The sequence below is a fragment of the Algisphaera agarilytica genome, from assembly GCF_014207595.1.
In the GTDB taxonomy this organism is placed as follows: Bacteria; Planctomycetota; Phycisphaerae; order Phycisphaerales; family Phycisphaeraceae; genus Algisphaera; species Algisphaera agarilytica.
Genome location: NZ_JACHGY010000001.1, coordinates 1033165 through 1049554 on the forward strand (window position 1 = coordinate 1033165; position 16390 = coordinate 1049554).

At 63.8% G+C, this 16390-nt stretch carries 16 protein-coding genes and 1 tRNA gene; 9 read left to right on the top strand and 8 right to left on the bottom strand.

Going from position 1 to position 16390, the window contains the following annotated elements:
- Positions 1-91: 91 nt before the first annotated feature.
- The 3 genes from HNQ40_RS04465 to HNQ40_RS04475 all read right to left on the bottom strand — a co-directional run bounded on the left by HNQ40_RS04465 (position 92) and on the right by HNQ40_RS04475 (position 1178).
- On the bottom strand, positions 92-424 hold the full coding sequence (locus HNQ40_RS04465) for a hypothetical protein (protein WP_184676682.1): 333 nt from the start codon (positions 422-424) through the stop codon (positions 92-94).
- 78 nt (positions 425-502) lie between these two features.
- Entirely contained in the window at positions 503-796 is a 294-nt protein-coding gene (locus HNQ40_RS04470; protein WP_184676683.1) for a hypothetical protein, read from the bottom strand.
- An 82-nt stretch (positions 797-878) separates the two neighbouring features.
- Positions 879-1178, bottom strand: a complete 300-nt coding sequence (locus HNQ40_RS04475) for a hypothetical protein (protein WP_184676684.1) — start codon at positions 1176-1178, stop codon at positions 879-881.
- A 56-nt stretch (positions 1179-1234) separates the two neighbouring features.
- On the opposite strand from HNQ40_RS04475, the gene plsY reads away from it, so the two are divergent.
- Positions 1235-1981: a glycerol-3-phosphate 1-O-acyltransferase PlsY gene (gene plsY, locus HNQ40_RS04480; protein WP_184676685.1), complete on the top strand. Its 747-nt coding sequence runs from the start codon at positions 1235-1237 to the stop codon at positions 1979-1981.
- A gap of 89 nt (positions 1982-2070) precedes the next feature.
- On the opposite strand, the gene HNQ40_RS04485 is transcribed toward plsY, so the two are convergent.
- Positions 2071-2415, bottom strand: a complete 345-nt coding sequence (locus tag HNQ40_RS04485) for a hypothetical protein (protein ID WP_184676686.1) — start codon at positions 2413-2415, stop codon at positions 2071-2073.
- Positions 2416-2592: 177 nt separating this feature from the next.
- Between HNQ40_RS04485 and gpmI the strand changes: the two genes are divergently transcribed.
- Positions 2593-4224: a 2,3-bisphosphoglycerate-independent phosphoglycerate mutase gene (gpmI, locus tag HNQ40_RS04490; RefSeq protein WP_184676687.1), complete on the top strand. Its 1632-nt coding sequence runs from the start codon at positions 2593-2595 to the stop codon at positions 4222-4224.
- A 111-nt stretch (positions 4225-4335) separates the two neighbouring features.
- Positions 4336-5589: a glycosyltransferase gene (locus HNQ40_RS04495; RefSeq protein ID WP_184676688.1), complete on the top strand. Its 1254-nt coding sequence runs from the start codon at positions 4336-4338 to the stop codon at positions 5587-5589.
- Between the two features lie 215 nt (positions 5590-5804).
- Here HNQ40_RS04495 and HNQ40_RS04500 read toward each other — a convergent pair whose 3' ends face one another.
- Both HNQ40_RS04500 and HNQ40_RS04505 read right to left on the bottom strand, forming a co-directional pair.
- On the bottom strand, positions 5805-6329 hold the full coding sequence (locus HNQ40_RS04500) for an acetolactate synthase (protein WP_184676689.1): 525 nt from the start codon (positions 6327-6329) through the stop codon (positions 5805-5807).
- Between the two features lie 187 nt (positions 6330-6516).
- Entirely contained in the window at positions 6517-7557 is a 1041-nt protein-coding gene (locus HNQ40_RS04505) for an NAD-dependent epimerase/dehydratase family protein (RefSeq protein WP_184676690.1), read from the bottom strand.
- A 106-nt stretch (positions 7558-7663) separates the two neighbouring features.
- Here HNQ40_RS04505 and HNQ40_RS04510 point away from each other — a divergent pair, with 106 nt between their 5' ends.
- The gene (locus tag HNQ40_RS04510; protein WP_184676691.1) at positions 7664-9610 is read left to right on the top strand and encodes an agarase; all 1947 of its coding nucleotides are present in this window, start codon (positions 7664-7666) and stop codon (positions 9608-9610) included.
- A gap of 100 nt (positions 9611-9710) precedes the next feature.
- On the opposite strand, the gene HNQ40_RS04515 is transcribed toward HNQ40_RS04510, so the two are convergent.
- Both HNQ40_RS04515 and HNQ40_RS04520 read right to left on the bottom strand, forming a co-directional pair.
- Entirely contained in the window at positions 9711-10091 is a 381-nt protein-coding gene (locus HNQ40_RS04515; RefSeq protein WP_184676692.1) for a rhodanese-like domain-containing protein, read from the bottom strand.
- 5 nt (positions 10092-10096) lie between these two features.
- Positions 10097-10417: a hypothetical protein gene (locus HNQ40_RS04520; protein ID WP_184676693.1), complete on the bottom strand. Its 321-nt coding sequence runs from the start codon at positions 10415-10417 to the stop codon at positions 10097-10099.
- A 183-nt stretch (positions 10418-10600) separates the two neighbouring features.
- Here HNQ40_RS04520 and HNQ40_RS04525 point away from each other — a divergent pair.
- The 5 genes from HNQ40_RS04525 (at position 10601) to HNQ40_RS04545 (ending at position 16324) form a co-directional block, all read left to right on the top strand.
- Positions 10601-10687 (top strand) — tRNA-Ser (locus HNQ40_RS04525).
- A 530-nt stretch (positions 10688-11217) separates the two neighbouring features.
- Positions 11218-12699 (top strand): efflux RND transporter periplasmic adaptor subunit, encoded by a 1482-nt coding sequence (locus HNQ40_RS04530; RefSeq protein WP_184676694.1) that lies wholly within the window; start codon positions 11218-11220, stop codon positions 12697-12699.
- Positions 12680-13435, top strand: a complete 756-nt coding sequence (locus HNQ40_RS04535; protein WP_246402768.1) for an ABC transporter ATP-binding protein — start codon at positions 12680-12682, stop codon at positions 13433-13435. The genes HNQ40_RS04530 and HNQ40_RS04535 overlap by 20 nt, the downstream gene beginning before the upstream one ends.
- A complete protein-coding gene (locus HNQ40_RS04540) occupies positions 13432-14700 on the top strand; it encodes an ABC transporter permease (protein ID WP_184676696.1) in 1269 nt (422 codons plus the stop codon). The genes HNQ40_RS04535 and HNQ40_RS04540 overlap by 4 nt, the downstream gene beginning before the upstream one ends.
- Entirely contained in the window at positions 14693-16324 is a 1632-nt protein-coding gene (locus tag HNQ40_RS04545; RefSeq protein WP_184676697.1) for a TolC family protein, read from the top strand. The genes HNQ40_RS04540 and HNQ40_RS04545 overlap by 8 nt, the downstream gene beginning before the upstream one ends.
- The last annotated feature ends 66 nt before the right edge of the window (positions 16325-16390 follow it).

The window sequence follows — 16390 nt, forward strand, 5'->3', positions numbered from 1 at the left end:
CCCGCCTCGGCCACACAACACAGAGCAAAAGAAAAACGCGGCTGCGAGGCCGCGTTTTTCTTTAGTTTGCATGTTGTAGTTTTGCGAAAACTTACCGACGGCGACGGTCGTCATCATCCTCGCTGTCGTCCACACCGCCGCTGAAGATCTGATCCAGCCGAACACCGCCGGCGGGCTGGAGCGACTTCCGCGAGATCTCCAGGCGGTAGACCAGCAGCGTGCCGCTGGTGTTGTCGAGGACGAACAAGGCTTCTTCGCCACTGCGGACCTCGGCAGTCATCAGCGTGAAGTTTTCGCGGGCGATCACCAGCGCGGCCTCGGCGGAGTTGGGTTCGACGCGCTCAGAGAGCTGGACGACCAGCAGGCCCGAGAGGACCAGGGCCGAGGCGATCAGGCAGTAGCAGGCGGTTTGGATACGGTTCATGGGAAGACCACCAAAAGTTTGTAATTCAGGGGAAAGAACGAAGCACGCGGCGGGCGAGGGGAGCGAGTCCGGAACGAATCAGCGGGCGTCGCCGATGCGTTCCATGTCACGGGCGACCGATCGGCCGGCGAAGAACTCGAACTTCTTGCTGCTGCCGTTGTAGAACAGCGGAGCGACGCGGGCCGAGGACAGGTCGATCACGTAGATCGCGGCCTGGCTGCTGCGGCCGGTGACGCCGCCGGAAATCATGGTGTACTGCCGATTCGCCCCGAACTGGGCTTCAGCGGGCGTGGGGTTGAAGACCGTGACCGACAACGCCGCGAGCAGCACGACATTGAGCACGACCAGAACAGCGAGAGAACGTTGGGTCATGGCGAGACTCCGTGGGGACGCGTCGAGGGGAAACCAAAAGCAAAAACGACGCGGTGAAAACTTCAGAAAGCCCGGGAACGATTCAGTCCTGGTGGCCCCGGCGTGAACTCATGAAACTAGCGATCGCGACGATGATGAGCAACACGATCATCACCATAAACGACAACCAGTTGGCCACCGGCTTCGCTTCCGCGACGGGTTGGGCCATCGCGGAGGGCGCGGCGGTGACGATCAAGGCCAGCAGGGCTAGGGCAAGACTTCGCATGCGTTTATGGTACGGCGGGGCGCGGGGCGTGTAAATGGCCGAGTCGAGGATCGGGCCCTCGGTGCCCCTGTAGGTCAGGTCTTCGACCTGACGCGGTTTCGCTAGCGGCGGTGTCAAGTCGAAGACCTGACCTACAGCGCACACATTGCGGTAGGATGCGGGCCGGTGAATCCATGGCCGTAGAGATCTGGTTGTTGTGGCTGGTCGGGGCGTTTTTGTGCGGGTCGATCCCCTTCGCGGTGATCCTCGGCAAGGCCAAGGGCGTGGACATCCGCAAAGTCGGCAGCGGCAACCCCGGCGCGACCAACCTCGGCCGGGCCGTGGGGAAGAAGTGGGGGTTTGTTTGTTTTGGCTTGGATGTCGCTAAAGGGTTAGTGCCCACGCTCCTGTATGCCCATGGATACGAAATCGAAGTCATGACATGGGTCGAATCCGGGCGTGGCAATGCGTTTGCTCTTGGTGAACCCGAAACGATCGATCACACAGCTGGAATGATGGGCAGCGTGCAGTGGGTCCTCATCGCCGTTGCCGCGGTGTGCGGGCACGTCTTCAGCCCGTTCCTGAAGTTCAAAGGCGGTAAGGGCGTCGCCACAGGACTTGGTGCAGCTCTAGGCCTGTTCCCCATCGTCACCGTGCCGGGGCTGATCGCCTTTGCGCTGTGGTACGCCGTCTGCAAACTCTCGGGCTACGTGGGCCTGGCCAGCGTCATCGCCGCCGGGAGCCTCCCGGTGCTCACCATCGTCAGCGGGTTGGTCCTTGGCCTCAGCCCCGGCGAGATCGCCGTCTTCGCCGGCCTCACCGGCGTGCTCGCCGCGCTGGTCATCGTCCGCCACCGCGGTAACCTCGCCCGCATCCGCGCAGGCACCGAACCCAAGGCGGCTTGGACGGGCAAAGCCCGGCCAAGCGCCAGTGATGAGTGACGAATGAACAGTGATGAGTGAAAAGCAAAAGCCCCCCCTGTGTGTTGGGGAAGGAGGCCTTGTACTCATCACTGTTCACTCGTCACTCGTCACTTCCTTTCCGTAAACCAAGTCACAAACGCCCCGAATGCGAACAGCGAGGCGATGAGAGCCCCGAGCATGAGCGGCCGGCTGGGCTCGCTGGAGACCAGTGATAACAAGCCGCCGATCCCAAGGCAGGCCACCGCCGCGAAGGCCATGCCCCAGACCTTCACCAGATAGATCGCTTTGTCACCCCTCTGGTGGGCGAGCATGTTCGCCGAGACCTTGGTGACGCCCATGCCCAGCGCGAGGTCGTACCGCTGGCCACACTCCGGGCACCGCCCTTCCCGGGCCACCCCCATCAGGTCGTAGCCGCAATTGCTGCAACTCACTTTCGCGTCCAGATCAAGCATGTGAACCATGCTACGAAAAATGGCATAAAATCTCCGCCCCACCCCCGGCAGGGCCCCAATGGGCCCCAAACCCTCCCGGGACGTGGAAACCTGTAGGGTGGGCATCGCCCACCGACGAAACCCAAGCATCCACCCGGTGGGCCACCCCCACCGCCCCACTCACGGAGTGCCGATCCGATGTCCGCCAAACCCGTAGTCCTGATTGTCCGCGACGGCTGGGGCACCAACCCCAACGCCGAGCACGACGACTTCAACGCCATCAAGCTCGCCGAGACCCCGCGCTGCGACGCCCTGCTCGCCCGCTACCCCCACACGCTGATCCACACCTCCGGCCGGGACGTGGGGTTGCCCGAAGGCACCATGGGCAACTCCGAGGTCGGCCACCAGAACATCGGCGCCGGCCGAATCGTCTACCAGGAGTCGGTCCGCATCACCGTCTCCATCGAAGACGAATCCTTCTACGACAACGCCGCCATCACCGCAGCCATCAACGCCGCCAAGGAATCCGGCGGCAAGGTCCACCTCCTGGGCATCGCGTCCGACGCCGGCGTGCACGGCCGACTCGAACACCTCTACGCCTGTGTCGAAGCCTGCAAGCGGGCCGGCCTGGGTCCACGTGACGTCTGCCTACACCTGTTCACCGACGGCCGCGACACCGGGCCGTTCACCGGCAAGGACTTCCTCGAAGAGATCGAAGAGAAGATCGAAGACATCGGCTGCGGCCGGATCGTCTCGCTCTGCGGACGGTACTACGCCATGGACCGCGACAACCGCTGGGAACGCGTCCAGCTCGCCTACGACCTGCTCACCGGCCGGGCGAAAGAAGACGCCAACCCCGACTTCCCCACCGCCGCCGAGGCGCTCGCCGACTACTACGACGAGCCCACCAACGATTCGCAGAACGGCGACGAGTTCGTCACGCCCCGCACCATCGGCGGCGCCGAAAAGAACCGCATCGCCGACGGCGACACCGTCCTCTTCTACAACTACCGCGGCGACCGCCCCCGCGAGATCACCCGCGCCTTCATGCAGCCCGACTTCCGAGGCAACGTCCCCCCTTCGCCCGACTCCGGCGAGCAGGGCTTCGACCGCGGCGAGCAGCTCAAGCTCAACTACGTCTGCATGACCGCCTACGACGAGACCTTCACTGCGTTCCCGAACCTGTCGGTCGCTTTCGAGAAGTCCGGCAAGATGCCCGAGATCCTCGGCCAGTACCTCAGCGAACAGGGCAAGACCCAGCTCCGCGTCGCCGAGACCGAGAAGTTCCCCCACGTGACCTTCTTCGCCAACGACTACCGCGAAGACGCCTTCCCCGGCGAGACCCGTGAGATGGCCCAGTCGCCCCAGGTCGCGACCTACGACCTGCAACCCCAAATGTCCGCCCCCGAGATCCGCGACATCGTGCTCAAGCACGTCAACTCGGACGACTGCCCCGACTTCATCCTCGTCAACTTCGCCAACGGCGACATGGTCGGCCACACCGGCAAGCTCAACGCCGCGATCGCCGCGGTCGAGACCGTCGACACCTGCACCGGCGAGATCGTCGAGGCCGTGCTCGCCAAGGGCGGCAAGCTCATCGTCACCGCCGACCACGGCAACGCCGAGCAGATGTACGACCCCGACACCAAGGCCCCGCACACCGCCCACACGACCTACGACGTCGAGTGCATCATCGTCGACCCCAGCCTCAAGGTGGACACCCCCCTCCGCCCCGGCGGCCGGCTCGCCGACTGCGCCCCCACCGCCCTGCAGCTTATGGGACTCGACAAGCCCGAAGAAATGGACGGCGTGAGCCTGCTCAGCGTTTAGCCGCGAAAGTGATGGGTAACGGGTAAACCGTGACGAGCGAACAGCCCGATAGAACCGAGGGGGTTGCGTCCTGGACTCATACCGCCCCACCGTTGATTCATCGCTGATTTTATGTGGACCTGGCTTCTTCTCTGGAACCCCCTGATCGTCTTGTGGTGCCTCTGGGTCACCCAATCGATCCTCGTGGCGATCCAGAGCCGTAAGTTTGCCCGGCGGGTGGCGATGCCGCCGCGTGAGTGGTTCGACGACCACTCGCCCAAGACCGCGGTCATCATGCCGTTCAAGGGCCACGACCACGACCTGCCGCGCAACGTCCGGGCGATCCTCAATCAGCGGTACGACAACTACCGCCTGGTCTTCGTGTTCGAATCCGAAGACGACCCCGCCCGGCGGCTGGTCGAAGACGAGTTGGACAAGTTCGACGCGGCGCCGCAGGTCGATCTCGTGGTCGCCGGTATCGCCCCGCCGACGACCGGGCAGAAGGTGCACAACCAGCTCGCCGCCCTGTCGTTCCTCGACCAGCAAAACGACGACTCGGAGGTCTGGGTCTTCGCCGACTCCGACGCGGTGCCCGGCCCCGGCTGGCTACAGAAACTCGTCGGCCCCCACCAGCAAGAAGACCGGGTCGGCGTCACCACCGGCTACCGCTGGCTGATGCCCGAACTCCGCGCTCAGCGCCCCCGCACCGCGAGCATGTTCGCCAGCGTGATCAACTCCGCGGTGGCGATGTTCATGGGCCACGACAAGCTCACCCAGGCCTGGGGCGGGTCCATGGCCGTGCGTGCCGACTTCGCTCGGGAACACAACCTCGTCGATAACTACTTCCAGGGCTCGTTGTCCGACGACTACCAGATGACCCGACTCTGCCGCGACACCGGCCAACGCGTGTACTTCGTGCACCAGTCGCTCATCGCCTCGCCGATCAACCTCAACTGGGGCGAGCTGCTCGAGTTTGGCCGGCGGCAGTACCTCATCACCCGCATCCACGACCCCAAGCTATTCCGCAAGGCCGTGGGCGTGATCGCGCTGTACGTCGCGGGCTTCTTCACCGCCTGGCTCGGTTTAATCCTCGGGCTGATCAGCGGCTTCCTCGTCGCCCCCGTCCTCGCGGCGATGGCGATCGTGACGGTGGCCAGCGCCAACCAGCTCCGCGCGATGTACCGCCGACGCGCCATCGCCAGTGCCTTCGGCACCGACCAGCTCCGCTACCTCCGCCACACCATCCGTTTGGACCAGTGGGGCACCATCGCCGTGATGGTCGTCAACCTCGTCCTGCTGCTCAGCGCCACCCTCGGCAACACCCTCACCTGGCGCAACAACCGCTACCGCCTCGACGGCCCGCAGCAAATTGAAAAGATCACTTGACCCATAGGTCAGGTCTTCGACCTGACGCAGAGTTTCTTGCATATGGTGTCAGGTCGAAGACCTGACCTACGGGGCGTATTGCTCCCTCTCCCCCCGGGAGAGGGCTGGGGTGAGGGAAGTCGAAAGCTCATTGGGATTGGGGGAAGGCACAGGTTGGCGGCAAGTGCCCTCACCCTAACCCTCTCCCGGGGGGAGAGGGGACCAAGGCAAACCCATCAATTACCCTCGGGATCATTCGGCGTCCCGGGCGTGCTGCCGGGCGCGTTCTCGCCGAGGTCGTTTTCGGCCAACACCGTGAAGTGGCGCTTGCGTAGCACCTGCCCGGCGAAGGTGGTGTCGTCGGTGTGCAGCGCGACGACCGGCAACCCGCGCGGACGCACGAGCAGCGGGTAGGCGTAGTGGATGTTCAGCTCCACCGTGGTGAGCACTTCGCACACGCTGACCAGCGAGTTTTCGTAGGGCAGCTCGACGGCGATCACATCGATCTCGCTGAACGTGTACTCGCAGCGGTTGAGCAGACGTCGGGCGAGGTCGGCCTTGCTGGTGAGCAGACGCACCACGGCGTGGTCGGCGCTGTCAACGACACTCAGGCCCGCGAGCGTGAGGGCTGAGGCGTTGTCGAATTGCTCCAGGAGGTCCATCAGCCGGCCGACGCGGTTATCCAGAAACACCGAAAACTGAGTGTTCACCGGGGGCTGATAGCCGCGGGCCGTGGGCGTGTCGATGGGGATCTGAGACATGGACTTGTACTGTAGAGTCGGCGTGTGGGGCCGTAAAGGGATTTATTGAGGGTCCGGGAAATTGTGGGGTAATCCCGGCTATAGGCCGGCCCGCTCTCGCGGTTTTTGGCCGGAGCGTCACGATGACATTCTCCTAGACCACGGCACCGGGGGTGTTAGGCCCCGGCTAAATTTTTCGTTCCGCGTTTCACCGCTTGGACTCGGCCGCGTACCACTCGACCGTCGCCGCGAGGCCGTCCTTGAAATCCACGATCGGCTCGTAACCCAGCGTCGCGCGGGTGTGGTCGAGGTCTGCGAGCGAGTGCTTCACATCGCCGGTGCGAGCCTCGCGGTGCTCCGGCGTCAGCTCGGGCTTGCCCAACAGCTCGGCCATGTCTGCGGCGAGCTGGTTCACCGAAACCCGCTGCCCGCAGGCGACGTTACAAACTGTTCCAGCCAGTTGACCCTCGGCACGCGCGGCCAGGAGGTTGGCGTGGACGGCGTTGTCGATGAAGGTGAAGTCGCGGGACTGCTCGCCGTCGCCGTAGATCGCGGGACGCTTGCTGTTCAACAGCGCGGTGGCGAACGCGGCGATGACCGCGGCGTAGGCGGAGTTGGCGTTTTGGCGGGGACCGAAGATGTTGAAGTAACGCAGGTTCACGGTGTCGACGCCGGAGGTTTCCGCGCCGCTCTCGGAGGTGTTGGAAGTTCCCGGGGCGTAGCTGATGGCGTAGGCCCGCATGAGCGCTTCGCAGGCGACCTTGTTGGCGGCATACGGGCTGCGGGGCAGCACGGGCATGGTTTCGGTTTTGGGCAGCGTCGGCGTGTCGCCGTAGGCGCTGCTGCTGGCGGCGAACATGACGCGGGAGACGCCGGCGGCGCGGGCGGCCTCGAGCACGTTGAGCGTGCCGGTGGTGTTGTTCTCGTGGTACCGGCGGGGCATCGTCACGCTGCGCGGGACGCTGCCCATCGCCGCCTGGTGGAACACCAGATCGCAGCCCTGCATCGCGTCGGCGACGAGGTCGGCATCGAGGATCGTGCCGGTCACCTGGCGGCCGGTGAAGAAGGTGTTGAGGTTGGCCCAGCTCCCATCCGAACCGGACAGGTCGTCGAGGGCCACGACCTCGGCCCCGAGGGTGGTCAGCGCCTCGCAAAGGTGGCTGCCGATGAACCCCGCGGCCCCGGTGACGAGGGCGCGGCGGCCGGCGAACGCGTCGCCGTGAAGTGATTTCCAGTCGGTTAGTGCCATGGGCCAAAAAGTGTATCCGCCCCACCCCAGCAACGCGAAAAACACTGGTCAGGGCGGGGGATGCGGATATCATAGATTGTTAACAATCTCCCCTCCGGAATCTCCCATGCCACGTCTTCCCCGCCTGCTCGCGTCCGTCGCCGCCCTGTTGATCGCCCCGGCTTCGGCCCTCGCCGCCCCGCCGACAAATGTCGAGGTCTTCCCGAACGTCCGCCACGAGGTCGGCGGCGTCAGCGAACTCGATCGCTCGGTCTTCTTCGCCGCCCACACCACCCCCGTCAGCCCGGACTGGAACGGCGAGGAAGACAAGCTCGACTACTTCGCCAAGAAGCTCCGCGGCCACTTCGGCCGAGACACCGGGCAGATCAGCGGCACGCTCAACCGCGCCAAGCAAGACCCCAAACGCCCCGGCTACGCCGACCCGAAACACATCGAAGCGCTAGCCAAACAAGACGCCACTTCTTACCGCAAGATGTCCAAGACGCGGCAAAGATACCTGAGCGGATCCGACATGATCATCGGGGCCCAGCTCCACCCGTTCTGGCCGGGCGACAAAGCCACCCGCCACACCAACTGGAAGCTCTCCACCACCGACACCGCCGACGAACCCTTCGGCACCGCGACCGGCGAGTTCATGGGGCTCTACTTCCGCAACTTCCACAAACCCAAGGGCCACCGCCCACCCCCCGCCTGGATCGAGGTCGTCAACGAGCCGCTCTACGAGCTCTCTTCCCACGGCGACGTCGACCCCGACCAGGTCTTCCACTTCCACAACGTCGTCGCCGACCAGATCCGCAAGTATTACCCCGGCGTGCCGGTCGGCGGGTACACCATGGCCTTCGACCTGTTCGACCACGACGACTTCGGGCGGTGGGACAAACGCTTCAAGTCGTTCATCGACATCACCGGCGACAACATGGACTTCTACAGCGTCCACTTCTACGACTTCCCCGGCATCAGCCGCGGCAAGGTCCGCCTCCGCCGCGGCAGCAACCTCGAAGCCAGCTTCGACCTCATCGACCACTACTCCACGCTCAAGCTCGGCCAGCCCAAGCCCTACCTCATCTCCGAGTACGGCTCGCAGGTCCACGACTGGTACCACCAGCCCTGGTCGCCCTACCGCGACTGGCTTTGCGTCAAGGCGTTCAACACGATGGTCATGCAGTTCATGGAACGCCCCGACCTCGTGCTCAAGGCCCTGGCCTTCACCCCGCCCAAGGCCGAGTGGGGCCGCAACTCTGAAACCGTTCCCTACTACTGGCGGTTGCTACGCCGGGCCAACGAGGGCGACGGCAACACTGCCAACGACCAAGAGGGCCCGTGGGTCTTCAGCGAGCAGATCAAGTTCTGGGAACTCTGGTCGGACGTGCGTGGCACGAAAGTGCTCATCCACTCCGATCAACCTGATGTGCAAACCCAGGCATACCTCAGCAGCCGCAATCTCTTTGTCGCGCTCAACAACCTGTCAGACGACGACACCCAGCGCGTCCGGCTGAACCTCAAGCACGCCGCGCCCCCCGAAAGCGTCTCACTCAAACTTCTTTATCTCAAGGGCGAAACGCCTCAGCTCGATGAGGAATCGCTGGACGCCATCCCCGATCGCGTCGTGCTGCCGCCCAACGCCACCGCGATCCTGCACATCCGCCTGCCCGAGCGCGTCGAGCCCGAGCACACGGCCAGCGAGAGCAAGACCTTTGCCGATGTCTACCTCCAACCCATCCAGGGTAAGAAGGCGATCACCTTCAACATCGACGGCGTCGAGCTCGGCGAGCAGGGCACCGCAACCCTCCGCCTGGGTATCGGCCGAGACCACGGCAACGAGCTCACCCCCACCCGCATCAAGGTCAACGGCAAGTCCGTCCGCGTCCCCAAGCAGTTCCGCGGCGACGACACCCAGGCCGACCGCAAACGCTTCTTCGGCCTGCTCGAGGTGCCCGTGCCCTACAGCGTGCTCCAGGAAAACAACAAGGTCCAACTCGCCTTCCCCGAAACCAACGGCCACGTCAGCAGCGCCGCCCTGCGTGTGGTCACACACAGCGCACCGTTGGAGTAGGTATGCAAATAAGCGACGCGTGGCGTCACAGCTATAGGCACAACCAACTCACAAGCGTTTAGCCGGCGATCAAAGATCGCCGCTCGCCTTGCCCCGCAACTCAATACCGCGGCACACCCGCGTCGATATCCCGCGACCACAAGTCGATCCCCCCCGCCATCGACTTGACGTCCTGAAACCCCTGCTGCCGCAGGAACGCGGCCACCCGCATCGAGCGTACCCCGTGGTGGCACATCACCACGATCTTCTCCTGAGCCCGGGGTTCCAACTCGCTCAGCCGCGAGGGGATCTCGCCCATCGGCACGACCACCGCGCCATCGACCGCCGCCGCCGCGATCTCCCGCGGCTCGCGCACGTCCAGCAGCACGAAGTCTTCGCCCGCCTCACGCAGTGTCTTCACCGCACGCGGGGTCACTTCCCAATCGGGTTGGAGGGTGTAGCCGTCGGGCAGGCCTTGGCTGTCGAGGGGGCGCTCGGCCATCCGATTCAGTCCGCTTGGGCGTCGTCGCCGTCGTCTGCAGACGACTCACCCGCCGCGTCGGCGAGCTCGATCCTGCTGTAGGGATCGAGGTTGCACACCACGATCTCGCCGTCGTCTTTCTTGAGGATCAGCCGGTCCAGCCAGAGCTTGTCGTCTTTGGAGTGGGCATACCACGAGCCGGTCTTGCGCTGCTCCAGGCTCTCGATGACGCCGGTGACCGACGCGGTCCAGCCCTTGAGTTGCACCTGCTGGGTCACGGTCACCCGCATGCCCGGGGCGAGTTCGGGCAGCGTGTCCGGGGCGGTTTGTTCTGGCGAATCGGTCATCCAAATCGGCTCCTGAGGTGCCCTCACGATAGCCCAATCCGAGGCGACTGGAAAGCCCCCCGCCGATCTGGTTACAATGCTCGGCCTTGCCGATCGCCTGCCTGTCGCAGTGCTCCCCCGGTGGGCCGTGAACGACCCGTTCGCCGCCCACCCGCACTGCATCGACGAGCAGGCCATCCTCCCGGAGAGGTGTCCGAGCGGCTGAAGGAGCTGGTTTCGAAAACCAGTGTGCATCTAGGTGTACCGTGGGTTCGAATCCCACCCTCTCCGCTTCCCGCCAACATGCTCTCAAACAAGTAGAGAACATCAGGCTCTAAATTCAAAAACTCCCGCAGAATGCGGGAGTTTTTTGTTTTACACAAGCGTCTCTGCCAGGGCTTTCGGACCTAAAGCTGGCCCCACACACCAACAATCTCGCGAAACGTCTCTTTGGCCGCATATCGCGGTGCGCGCTGGGCACTTAATCGTGGCAATCAGAACTTGACACCAAGCGGATTAGATGGATTGGGGTGCTGCCTCTGGCACAGAAAACTGGAGTTAACGTCCGCGCCACAACTATACAGAATCTAGTAACAAGGGAGGAAACTGATCGTATATCGACTAGGACTTCGCCTTACGCATCTGTATATCACCGCAAAAGACAGTAATACGGATAAACCCTCCAGAAATTGAGCCTCCATTTCTCAAAAAATTTGGTACCGGTGAAGTAATTTGCTTTCGGCAACGTCATCAATATGCCATAGGCTATTGACCGCGGTTACGAATCGAGTCTCTTCTACATAATCATCTTGTCTTTATTTATGAAAAAGTTATTCAGAAGCCTCGCTTGGATCGCGGGAGTTTTACTGGCCATCGTGGTGGTGTTGGGAGTGGCGGGCAGCATTGTCGCGGCGCGGTTTGCCCCCGGCGATGACCAAGACCTCGAGGTCTGGCTCAAAACCGTCGAAACTGGTGAACTCGTCGAAACTCTGGCGGCCCCGGGATTGGTGGAGGCCGTTACGGAGGTAGAGATCAGCGCCCGGGTCTCCGCACGGATCCTCGATATCCCTCATGGTGAGGGCAAACAAGTCACGGCAGGGGACACCGCCTCCGATTCGCCGATCCCCCCGTCGATTTTGATCGAACTCGATGCCTCGGACCTTCGGGCCCAGCTCGATGCGGCCCAGAAACGCCGTGACAGCCTCATCGCCACAACCGCGGTCGACCGCGCGCGGATCCGCGGGCTCCAGGCCAGCCGTAAGAGCGCTCTGACGACTCTGGATGACGCCCGCTCCGACCTCGAGCGCCAGACCCAGCTGCTGGAGAGTGGCGATGTCAGCGCCATGGTGCTGGAAGATGCCCGTCAGGCCTTTGCGTCGGCCGAAGCCGCCGCCGCGTCTGCCGAGGCAAATCTGCAGGCGGCGGAACTCGGACTCGAAGTCACGGGGTTCAACATTGCTTCGTCTGAGGCCGAGATTCAACGCCTGCGGGAGAACCTGGCGTACACCACCATCACTTCACCGATCGACGGAATCGTCACCCGCGTCAACGTCGAGGCTGGCGAGATCGCAGTCACGGGGACGATGAATAATCCCGGCACGGTGCTTATTGAGGTTGCTGACCTCTCCGGGCTGGTCGTGACCGCCCGGGTCGACGAGTCGGACATCATCCGGGCCAAGGAGGGCCAACCCGCAAAGATCTACATCGCCGCGTACCCCGACCAGGTGTTCGACGGGATCGTCGAGCGAGTCGCATTGGCCACGTCGACACAAACCGCGGCTGGCCGGGGCAGCACGGGCTCCGCCTACTTCGAGACCCGCATCCGCCTGAACGAGCTACCAGACCCCATCCGCACCGGGCTCTCGGCCAGCGTCGAGATCGAGGCCGCCAAGTACCACGACGTTTTGCTGGTGCCCAATCAATCCGTGATGAGCGTGCCGATCGAGTCGCTGCCCACAGTCGAAGACGGGGACGACGAGCAGGACGGCGAAGACGCCGTGCCGGCCACTTACAACGTAGGCAGCCGGACGACTGCGCTAGCGGTCTACGCCGTGCGGGACGGAAAGGCGACGCTGGTGCCGGTCGAGATCGGCGCATCGGATGAGAACAACACCGTCATTACTGCAGGGCTCGAGGTCGGCGACACCGTGATCAGCGGGCCGTTCGCCTCCTTGAGCCAGCTGGCCAAAGACCTCAAGGTTCGGGTCACTCGCCGGGACGGCAAGACGATCGATGCCGAGGAATCATCATCAGACGCTGTGGATAAAGGCAAGGGTGGAGGCAATGATGACGACGCCCAGTGATCGCCCGCCACTCCTGGAGCTGACGGGGATCACCCGGATCTTCCACGTCGGCAGCGAAACCGTCCACGCGCTCGCGGGGGTCGACCTGACCATCCGGCACGGCGAATTCGTGTCCATCATGGGTAGCTCGGGCTCGGGTAAGAGTACGTTGATGAACGTCTTGGGCTGCCTCGACCGCCCGACGGACGGGGACTATTACCTGGATGGTCAAGCGGTGAGCCGGATGTCGAGCTGGGCCCTCGCTGATGTACGCAACGCCCGGCTGGGATTCGTGTTTCAAAGCTTCGAGCTCATGGCCCGCACCCCGGCGTGGAAGAACGTCGCGCTGCCGTTGATGTATGGCGAATCCGGCGGGCGGCGAGCGAAAGTTAAAGCGCTCGCTGCGCTCGATAAAGTCGGCTTGTCGGACCGCGCCTCGCACCGCCCCAGCCAGCTCTCTGGCGGGCAGAAACAGCGCGTCGCGATCGCCCGGGCTCTCGTGAACGAGCCCAAAATCCTTTTCGCCGACGAGCCCACCGGCAACCTCGACTCGCAGACAACCTCCGAGATCCTCGATCTCTTCGGCCAGCTTCACGCCGAAGGGCACACCCTCGTGATGGTCACTCACGAGTCCGACGTCGCCGCCCACGCGCAACGGGTGATCCGTATGAAAGACGGCCGGGCCGACTCAGATCTCTCCACGGACCAAGACCCAGTCACCGCGCCGTTCCGTCAGTCGATAGAGGTGACGGCGTGATCCAGCACGTACTCCTCGCTCCGCTACGGATGCTACGGCTGACCTACGTCAGTGTGCAGATGTCGCTCGGGCAGATCTGGGCCAACAAGCTGCGCAGCTTGTTGGCGACGCTGGGAATCGTGATCGGCATCGCGTCGGTCGTCGCGGTGATCGCGGCCCTGGCCGGACTCAAGACTAAGGTGCTTGCCGAATTCGAGACCTTCGGGGCCAACAAGGTCTTCGTCTTCCCCGACCGGCCCGACTCCGGCCCCGACCGCAACGCGCCGTTCTACGGCCGGATCAACCTCGAACCGCAGCAGTTCAACGGCCTGCTCGAACAGGCACCGTCAGTGGCCGACTTCTGTCGACTTGGCGAAGGCTCCTCGAATGTCGACTACCTCGACACGCATTTAGAGAACGTCAGCATCTACGGCATCGACTTCTCCTGGCACGGCATCCATAACCGCTGGGTTGAGAAAGGCCGAACCTTCAGCGTGGTCGATCAGCTCAACGCCCGCCCGGTTTGCCTAATCACCACCAAAACCCGCGATGACCTGAAACTGCCCGAAGACCCGATCGGCGAGAGCATCATCATGTACTCGCAGAAGTTCAGAATCGTCGGCATTGTGGAAGCGAGCCCCGCGGGCGCGGCGTTTGGCGGCGGCGTGGTGCGGCAGGAGATCTACGTCCCGTTCCCCACGCAGATACGCCGCGACACGCCGTGGGTCTACGCGGTGGCCGTCGCCCACTCGCCCGAAGTCGCCGAGGAAGCCAGCGCCGAGATCCAGGTGTTCCTCCGCAACACCCGCGGCATCGCGCCTGGCGACCCCGACAACTTCCGCATGGAGGTGCTCAGCCAAGCCATCGAGCAGTTTCAGAGCCTGGCTGCCGGCGTCACCGCCGTAGCGGGCGGCATCGTCTCGATCTCGCTGCTCGTCGGTGGCGTCGGCATCATGAACATCATGCTCGTGTCGGTCTCCGAACGCACCCGGGAGATAGGCCTGCGTAAAGCCGTCGGGGCCAAACCCACAGCCCTGCTGATGCAGTTCCTCATCGAGAGCGTCACCCTCTGCACCGTCGGCGGGATGATCGGCCTAGGTGTCGGCCAGCTCATGGTCGAGGGTATCCAGGGCATCCCCAACGCCAACCTCGACCAGGCCTACATCCCGCTATGGGCGGTGCTACTGGCCTTGGCGTTCTCCGGCGGCGTGGGCGTGACGTTCGGCTTTTTCCCCGCCCTCAAGGCGGCCCGTATGGACCCCATCGAGGCGCTGCGTCATGAGTAACCTCTTTCATCCCCCCCAAACCGGGGCCGCGCTGATCGTGGTCGCCTGCGGGCTCGTTGGCTGCGCCGACCCGTTCCGCCACGATCCAGTGACGCAAGAGGCCTACCGCGCGAAGCTGCAAAATATCGAGCCGGTCACGCTCGAGACGTTCACCGCGACCGAGCCCGCCCCGCCGATGCCCGAAGCCCCCGCCGAACTGGAGCTGACGCTCGAGCAATGCCGGGCCTGGGTCTTGGCCGACAGCCTCGACCTCGATGTTCGATTGCTCGATCCGACTCTCGCGGATCTCTCGGTCACCGCCGCCGAGGCGCGGTTCGAGGCGGTGCTGTTCGGCTCCGCCAACTACAGCGACACCGAAACCCCGACCGCCTCGACCCTCGACGGCAGCGAGGTGCAAAGCTCTCGCGGCCAACTCGGCGTCCGTCTGCCGCTGCGTACCGGCGGAACCCTGACCGCCGACTTCGTCGCGCAGCGCCTCGACACCGACAACACGTTCTCGACGCTCAATCCGTCGTTCGACGGCGACGCCAACATCTCGCTGTCCCAACCGCTGCTCCGTAACGCAGGCCAACGCGTCACCGAAGCCCCGATCCAGATCGCCCGGCTCGACGCTCAAGCCGTCTCCGCTCGAACCCGCGTTGATGTGATCCGCGTGCTGACCGCAATCGATCGAGCCTACTGGCAACTGTACCAAGCGCAGCAGGAACTCACCGTCCGGCAGCAGCAACATGAACTCGCCATCGCCCAACTCGAACGCGCCGAGCGTCTGGTCGAGGCCGGCGCCGCCGCGGACGTTGAGGTCATCCGCGCCCAGGCCGGGGTCGCCGACGGACTGGAGGCGATTATCACCGCCGAGAATACGCTCCGCCTCACCCAACGCTCGATCAAACGCCTGATCAACCAGCCCCATCTACCGCTCAACGGCCCGACCGCTTTGGTCGCCGTCACGCCTGCCAACCCCGTGAACTACGCCCTCGACGGCGATCGGCTGCTCGACACCGCGATGGATCAGCGCGTCGAACTTATCGAAACCGAGCTCCAACTTGCCCAAGACGCTTTGAATATCGATATCCGCCGCAACGCAACACTGCCCCTGGCCTCGCTCGACTACCGCTATACCCGCAACGGCCTAGGCGGCTCGTTCAACGACGCGTTCAGCCAGGTCTTCGAGGAAGACTTCGACGGCCACAGCATTGGACTGCGGGTTGAGGTACCACTTGGAAACCAAGCCGCCAAGTCAGAACTTCAGCGTGCCCTACTCACGCGCGTGCAACGGCTCTCGAACCGTCGGCTGCAAGAAGTTCAGATCGCCCAAGAAATCGCGAACGCCTTAGATACCCTCACCACGACGTGGCAGCGCATCCTGGCCACCCGGCAAGCCGTGTTGCTGGAAGCACGCGTGCTAGAGGCCGAACAGCGCCAGTTCGAGTTGGGGCTGGTCACCTCGACGCAAGTATTGGAAGCCCAAGCTCGACTGGCTGACGCTCGATCCCGAGAGGTGAGCGCCATTACCGCTTACCAGATCGCCCAAATCGACCTCGCATTTGCCACCGGCACCGTTCTCGGCGAAGCCCGCATCCGCTGGGAACCGCTCGGCTTAGACTCGGAAAGCCAGAAGCGATAGCTACGAATCGCAACCCAATGTCACCAAACGTTTCTTTGGCTACATACGGCCGTGTGTGCCAACCGA

Coding starts and splice junctions, on each gene's coding strand:
- HNQ40_RS04520 (WP_184676693.1), bottom strand. CDS start 10,417: ATGACCGATTCGCCAGAACAAACCGCCCCGGACACGCTGCCCGAACTC.
- HNQ40_RS04465 (WP_184676682.1), bottom strand. CDS start 424: ATGAACCGTATCCAAACCGCCTGCTACTGCCTGATCGCCTCGGCCCTG.
- HNQ40_RS04505 (WP_184676690.1), bottom strand. CDS start 7,557: ATGGCACTAACCGACTGGAAATCACTTCACGGCGACGCGTTCGCCGGC.
- gpmI (WP_184676687.1), top strand. CDS start 2,593: ATGTCCGCCAAACCCGTAGTCCTGATTGTCCGCGACGGCTGGGGCACC.
- HNQ40_RS04485 (WP_184676686.1), bottom strand. CDS start 2,415: ATGCTTGATCTGGACGCGAAAGTGAGTTGCAGCAATTGCGGCTACGAC.
- HNQ40_RS04510 (WP_184676691.1), top strand. CDS start 7,664: ATGCCACGTCTTCCCCGCCTGCTCGCGTCCGTCGCCGCCCTGTTGATC.
- HNQ40_RS04535 (WP_246402768.1), top strand. CDS start 12,680: ATGATGACGACGCCCAGTGATCGCCCGCCACTCCTGGAGCTGACGGGG.
- HNQ40_RS04470 (WP_184676683.1), bottom strand. CDS start 796: ATGACCCAACGTTCTCTCGCTGTTCTGGTCGTGCTCAATGTCGTGCTG.
- plsY (WP_184676685.1), top strand. CDS start 1,235: ATGGCCGTAGAGATCTGGTTGTTGTGGCTGGTCGGGGCGTTTTTGTGC.
- HNQ40_RS04500 (WP_184676689.1), bottom strand. CDS start 6,329: ATGTCTCAGATCCCCATCGACACGCCCACGGCCCGCGGCTATCAGCCC.
- HNQ40_RS04515 (WP_184676692.1), bottom strand. CDS start 10,091: ATGGCCGAGCGCCCCCTCGACAGCCAAGGCCTGCCCGACGGCTACACC.
- HNQ40_RS04545 (WP_184676697.1), top strand. CDS start 14,693: ATGAGTAACCTCTTTCATCCCCCCCAAACCGGGGCCGCGCTGATCGTG.
- HNQ40_RS04530 (WP_184676694.1), top strand. CDS start 11,218: ATGAAAAAGTTATTCAGAAGCCTCGCTTGGATCGCGGGAGTTTTACTG.
- HNQ40_RS04495 (WP_184676688.1), top strand. CDS start 4,336: ATGTGGACCTGGCTTCTTCTCTGGAACCCCCTGATCGTCTTGTGGTGC.